The sequence below is a fragment of the Psychrobacter sp. 4Dc genome, assembly GCF_002836715.1.
Classification (GTDB): Bacteria; Pseudomonadota; Gammaproteobacteria; order Pseudomonadales; family Moraxellaceae; genus Psychrobacter.
Genome location: NZ_PJAT01000113.1, coordinates 68,866 through 75,342, shown reverse-complemented (window position 1 = coordinate 75,342; position 6,477 = coordinate 68,866). Strand labels below are relative to the sequence as shown.

The window sequence follows — 6,477 nt, the reverse complement described above, 5'->3', positions numbered from 1 at the left end:
ACATTAAGTCAATACAAATGGCTATAAGTTTTAAAGATATGATCTCAGAATTTATAGATGACGTAAAAGTTTGTATTGTTCAAACTGGTAATCCAGATGATGCATATACTTTGTTCGAGGTATTAAATGATAGAGCTTTAGCTCTAGAAGACCTAGATCTAATAAAAAATGAATTTTATAAGAATTACGTTTTAAAAAGCGATTCAAAAGTTAGTGAAGAAGAAAAAGATAGGGTGCTCCAGAAGCTAGATGATAAATGGGTCAATGAAATATTTAATAAGACTCAAGACTACGAAAAGAAGCTTATTACTTTTTTAGCCGTTGGATATATTACTGGGTCAGAAAACATAAAATATGACAACTCGAAAGGTTTTAGGGATGCTTTAAAATCTTACTTTAACATGTATGATTCGAACAACCGTTATGACCAATATAGGATAGCTAAAGATTTTAATGTTTTTCTAACTTGTAAGAAACTTATGGAGCTTTTTTTCTTAAAATACCAAAAAAAGGATCTAGTTGCTTTACAAGCAGAATATAGTACAGAAACATCAGAAATTTATAAAACTGTACATTTACTCTACGCAAAAGATCAGTTTGGTGTACTTTTAGGTCTAACAAACTTTATTTTCAGGAACATTGAGTCTATTAGTCCAGACTTTGAAATATCTCAGGTCAAAAATATTTTAGAGGAACTTTTAAAAACAAATCACCCAAGTAATGGTCTGAAATATCTAGATCTTCATAATATATGTACTGCTCAGTCCAAAAGTTTATGGAAAGTTGCTGTTATGGCTAAAGACTACAAAGCTCCTCGTAGTTTTGCTGTTTCATTAATAAATCAGCATTTTTTAAGCTCTCCTAAAGTTAAAGTATGCAGTATTAGTGTTGAGCTAAACAGTCATCTAAATAGTGAATTTGAAAGCTGGCTAAGAAGTTGGAGGTATACTTCTAGTAGTAAGAACACACTTTCTATTCGAATTCTTTTCGCCAGACTCATTAAGATGAGTCTAGATATATCTACAATGAAGTTAACAACATCTACTATTGCGAATACTATAAGCCAAGCAGATGTGGCTGAAATGCAGCTTGACCATATTGAGCCTAGTAAAGTTAATTTTTTAGCAGAAAACAAATATTTTAAGCATATAGATAGAGAGAGGTTTGTAAATGAGTTAGGCAATATGATGCCTTTGCCAGGAGCTCAAAATCGTGATAAATCCAATCAACCTGTCATGGAAAGTTTTAAGTTTTTCGAGAAAGCGGGCTTAGAAAATCATTTTATTTTAACTCAGACCAGAAAATTATTTGAAGAGAACAAAGTGCTATCTACTGGTAGTACTGATTTTTATATACCGACTGAAAGTTTCTTTGAAGAACGCAAGGAGTTTTTAATTGACATGTTCAAACAAGTTGTGAGTTGAGATTAGAACATATACTACTAAGAGCTTGTTTCTAAATTTTATAGGTTTGAATTAAGAGTATAGCATGGGTCCATCATTTCAAGATTTGAATCTAAAACCTGTTTATCGTACTGGTGAAGATAATTTATTCACTGACTTTTACCGACCGTTACTATCGTCTGCTATACGCTACGATAGAGCAGTTGGTTTTTTTTCGTCAGAGATTTTGTCTTGTAATCTCAAAGGACTAAGTAGTTTAGTTAGAAATAATGGCCGCATGCGATTAATTATTGGCGAGCCACTAGAGAAAAACGAATATGAGGCTATATTACATGAAACGATGGAAAGTCGTCAGGTATTGACCGAGCATTATATTAATAAGCTGATTGAAATGATGGATGGCACGGAAGCTAATACAGGTAGGTTGCAGGTTTTAGCTTATCTAGTCGCCTCGAAAAGGCTGGAAATTAAATTTGCTGTTCGACCGAAAGGTATGTTTCATGAAAAGATAGGGGTTGTTTATGATGAAGAAGACAACTGCGTAGTCTTTCAAGGGTCTGCAAATGAGACCCCTTCTGCTCTATTTGAACATATTAATGCTGAATCCGTAAGTGTATATAAGAGTTGGCAGGAAACCGTTTTCGAAGATTACGGTAAAAACTACATAAGGTCTTTCGAACAACTTTGGGAGGGTAATAGAGAAGATATAGTTGTTCTTGACGTAGTCTCAAAGCAATATGAGCGTATAGCTGATTATATAAGCAGCCAAATGAAACAGTCTAAAAACAATAGACTGGATTTTGAAAAAGTTTTATTGCAACTTGATGATAATTTAGAAGATGGTATTTCTTTATCTCAGAGTGCCTTGCCTAAAGTCCCTGAATACTTAGGTACTCATAAGTTTGATATAAGGCCGCATCAACGAGAAGCTTTAAACAGCTGGCGAGCTAATCAATTTACAGGAATTCTTAAGCATGCAACTGGCTCAGGTAAGACAATAACGTCAATATACGCTTTAACGAAGATGTTTGAGGCAAAACAAAAACAAGATCAGTCACTAATCGTAATGATTAGTGTGCCTTACATAGATTTGGCAAAGCAATGGGTGAAAGAACTTAAGCTGTTTAATATAACTCCTATTCAGTGCTTCGACAGTAGGTCTAAATGGGAAGGTTCTTTGGCGAGAAACTTGCAATTAGTTGAATTTGGGAGCTCAAAGTTTGTCTGTATTTTAGTTGTTAATAAAACACTATGCTCAGATCATTTTCAAAAAGCGATAAAAGATATTAACTTGAGTAGTTTAATGTTCATAGGTGATGAGTGTCATAGACATGGTGCAAACCAAACTCGTTCGCTATTGCCAGATGCAGCTTTCAAACTAGGTCTATCTGCCACACCATTCAATGATGATGACGATATGTTAGAAAGTCCATTCGGCAATGATGCAATAGATAATATCTTGAGTTATTACCAAGCCATAGTTCATGAATACAGTCTCGAAGATGCAATTCTAGATGAGGTATTAACCCCTTATGATTATCACATTATTCCAATTCATTTGACTGAGGTTGAACAAGAGGAGTATGACCAGCTATCTGAAAGCATTAGAAAGATAATGATTAATTCAGGTGGTAACCTGTCAAAAGATAATCGTGAAAAAATGGTTACCCTCACTTCAAAAAGAAGTCGTTTATTAGGAAGTGCGGAAAACAAGATGTTCAAGTTGAGAGATATAACTTCTAATATATCTAAAGAAAAACGTAAACTCACTTTATTTTATGTTGGTGAAGGTAAAGACTCTGAGGACAATATTATCATTGATCAAGTTACAAAAACTTTGAGATATAACGATTGGAAAACAGCTCAATTTACAGGTAAGACAACTAAAAGAGAAAGAGATGAGTTACTACATTTGTTTAAGCAACGAAGAGTTGATGCCTTAATAGCAATGAAAGTTCTTGATGAAGGAATTGATGTCCCTGCCTGTAGTACCGCTTATATTCTAGCAAGTACGAAAAACCCCAGACAGTACGTTCAGCGTAGAGGAAGAGTCTTGAGAAAGTTTCCAGGTAAAACTAAAGCCACAATACATGACTTTGTAGTGTTACCTTGCCCATATAGCAAATCCATTTTCGGAAAGAAGCTTTATGAGTCAGAGCTAGAAAGGGTAAGAGATTTTTCATTACTTGCAACAAATAAAATAGAGATTGAGTCACATCTACAGGAATTGGAGGTTTTGCGTGTCTAATAATGATATAAGAGAAATGTTTGAAGAAGCTAATAAGCTAGTTGAAAAGGAACTTGAGACCCCTTTGAGACAGTTAACCCGCAAGATACTTAATGAGGAAAGAAAGTATCTATACTCTGATCAAAAGCCAGCGCAACGTAAAAAAAACATAAAAGACTTTATTGAAGAAGCTAGAAAATCTGGTAATTTCAAAAGTAATCTGGGGGCATAAGTGAAGATAATTTCTTTAAAGATGAAAAACTTCAGGCAGTTCCATGGTGAGCAATCAATAGAGTTTTCTACCGATGCAAAAAAAAATATCACTCTAATCCATGCTGAAAATGGAGTTGGTAAAACAGCTTTGCTGAATGCTATCAAATGGTGCTTTTTCGAAGAAACGACTCTTAACTTTAGTCAGAAAGATAATTTACTAAATAACTATGCTCATGATGACGGGGATAACACATATTATGTTGCTATCGAATTCGAGGAGGATGGTGAATATTTTTATTGTGAGCGAGGTTATAACGATATAAGTAAAAATTACTTCAAAATGACTAGGGACGACTTCGAGACTGGTGTCAAACCAATTAATGATCCTGAATTGTTCATAAACTCGATACTTCCGAAAGAGATGTCTGAGTACTTCTTCTTCCAAGGAGAAGGGGTAGGTAGCTTTACAAAAGCTAAAGTAGGACATAACAGAGAAGTTAAAGAGGCTATTCAGAATATACTAGGGTTTAAAACCGCTCAGCAAGCAATTGATGACCTTGGTGATATCAAAAAAGATTATCGAAAAGAGGTGGCTACAAGAAATAAAGGTTCGGAATTAGCTAAGCTTAGTGAGGAAATATCAAAATTAGAGCAAGAAAAAATTGCTAAGGACTCACGTTTGAGCCTTTGTGATAAAAATATAGGAATGTATGAGCAACTAATTTTAGATATTGATGAGAAGTTAGCAAACAGTAATAGCACCGTGGTTAAACAGAACCATCAAAATCGCGCCAAACTTGATAAGCAAAAAAGCGTTCTCACACAAAGAATTAAGGGTAAAGAGGTTGAAAAGGTTAGACTTATTAAAATGTACGGCGCGCATGTCTTTGCGAAAAAACTGGCATCTCAAGCTTTAGACTTTATTAATGAAGAAGAGTTTAAGGGAACGATACCAGCACCATATAATGAGAATCTAGTTAGACAGATACTTGAAGAACATGCGTGTATTTGCGGCGCTCCTATTCATGACAATTCCGAAGCTTACAATAATATTAGTAAGTTGTTGAAGAGTGCTGCAGATCCTGATCAGGGTAATAGAGTAATTCGAGCACGTGAAACACTCAAGTCAATTCAAACGAAGAATGAAGGTGCTAAAGGTCATTTATTAGCTAATCAAAACGACTTAATTCAGCTTCATAATAATTTGGAGGATACAAAGCGAGAGCTTGAAGAAATATCATTGAGAATGACAGAGTTTAATATTGACGAGATTGTTAGCTTAGAGAACCAAAGGAAGTCACACCAGCAGCATAAAGATACTGAGTATCGAACTCAAGGTCGGTTAGAGGTAGAAACGGACAGATTGAAAAGATTTATTGATGCGACACAAAGTAAAATCAATCAATTGCAAGCTCAATCAACAGGGATTGATATTTATCAAGAGTCACTAGATATACTTAATGAAGTGGAGTCTTTGTTAATTAGTACACTTCAAAAGGCAGAAGAAAGCAGTTTTAACGAACTTTCAAAGCTAATTAATGACACTTTAGATTTATACGTTCGACAGGACTTTAAGGCTAAAATAGATAAAGAGACATTTAATATTCGTCTCATCGATAATCAAAATAGAAATGTAGCAATGAGTGATGGCCAACAGCTTTTATTGAGTCTGACCTTTATATCTAGCTTAATTCAGCTGGCTGCTACAAGAAAAAATGCTCAAGGTGAAATCCTAACTCCAGGGGTCATAGCACCTTTCGTTATTGATGCTCCTTTTGGTGTTCTTGATAATACTTATAAAGGTAATATGGCTAAATCTATTCCTGAGTCGGTTGAGCAGGTTGTTTTCTTATTATCCTCTAGTCATTGGGAGGGTACAGTAGAAGAAAATATCAGAGAAAGAGTAGGCAAAGAATATAATCTAGTTGCAGAAGTAGCATCTTCTCAAGGGAGCAAAGAGCTTAATCCTATATTTGTCAAAGGGAATAAGGTTGATACCGTACGTTATGACTGTGGCATCGATAGAACAGTTATTGAGGAGGTGAAAGTATGATGGGACGGAACAATAAAACCGATTGGCGAGGGTTAAATGTTAATCGTGAAAGAAGACATGAAAATTTAATTCATACTCTGGTTGAGGATAAAGAGACAGCAATCTTTACCTACAACAAGGATCTTATGATTTTCGCTGCAATGATTGGTTATGCTTATAATAAGAGATTATCTTTATCAGGCGATAAAATATCGATAACGTTAGGAACATATTATAATACTGAAGACGATGGCTTTATATATTTATTAGCATTGATGGAAAATAAAAATGCCACCTGCTTAAAGGACCCCAACCTATCTGACTCAATTAAAATCTTTGAAGATTACTGTAATGGCGGGTTAGATATTATTCAAGACTGGTTTAGAAGCAACCCCACAGATAACAGTAGAGTTGAAACTCTTGAAGCTAAAATTTGGGAGTATATGAAGAGTCAAGAAGGGTTGGAACAAGGTATCAGTAATGATGACTTAGATGTGGATTTCTGAATGAGAGAATTTTCCATCTTTTCATGCTTTGGGTAGCCGAAATGATCTTTCATGTCAGCTTCAAGAGCGGTATCGATAAAGGATTGCATGAGCAGC

General features: G+C 34.9%; 5 protein-coding genes. All 5 read left to right on the top strand.

Annotated elements, in window-relative coordinates; all coding sequences use genetic code 11:
• On the top strand, positions 1 to 1,424 hold a 1,424-nt coding region (locus CXF61_RS11335), incomplete at its 5' end, for an HNH endonuclease family protein (RefSeq protein ID WP_165598259.1).
• Between the two features lie 64 nt (positions 1,425 to 1,488).
• The gene (locus tag CXF61_RS11330; protein ID WP_165598258.1) at positions 1,489 to 3,651 is read left to right on the top strand and encodes a DEAD/DEAH box helicase family protein; all 2,163 of its coding nucleotides are present in this window, start codon (positions 1,489 to 1,491) and stop codon (positions 3,649 to 3,651) included.
• A complete protein-coding gene (locus CXF61_RS11325) occupies positions 3,644 to 3,862 on the top strand; it encodes a hypothetical protein (RefSeq protein ID WP_165598257.1) in 219 nt (72 codons plus the stop codon). Before CXF61_RS11330 ends, CXF61_RS11325 begins: the two co-directional genes overlap by 8 nt.
• Positions 3,863 to 5,896: an AAA family ATPase gene (locus tag CXF61_RS11320; RefSeq protein WP_165598256.1), complete on the top strand. Its 2,034-nt coding sequence runs from the start codon at positions 3,863 to 3,865 to the stop codon at positions 5,894 to 5,896.
• Positions 5,893 to 6,381, top strand: a complete 489-nt coding sequence (locus tag CXF61_RS11315) for a DNA phosphorothioation-associated protein 4 (RefSeq protein WP_165598255.1) — start codon at positions 5,893 to 5,895, stop codon at positions 6,379 to 6,381. The genes CXF61_RS11320 and CXF61_RS11315 overlap by 4 nt, the downstream gene beginning before the upstream one ends.
• Positions 6,382 to 6,477 lie beyond the last annotated feature (96 nt).

Coding starts and splice junctions, on each gene's coding strand:
- CXF61_RS11315 (WP_165598255.1), top strand. CDS start 5,893: ATGATGGGACGGAACAATAAAACCGATTGGCGAGGGTTAAATGTTAAT.
- CXF61_RS11330 (WP_165598258.1), top strand. CDS start 1,489: ATGGGTCCATCATTTCAAGATTTGAATCTAAAACCTGTTTATCGTACT.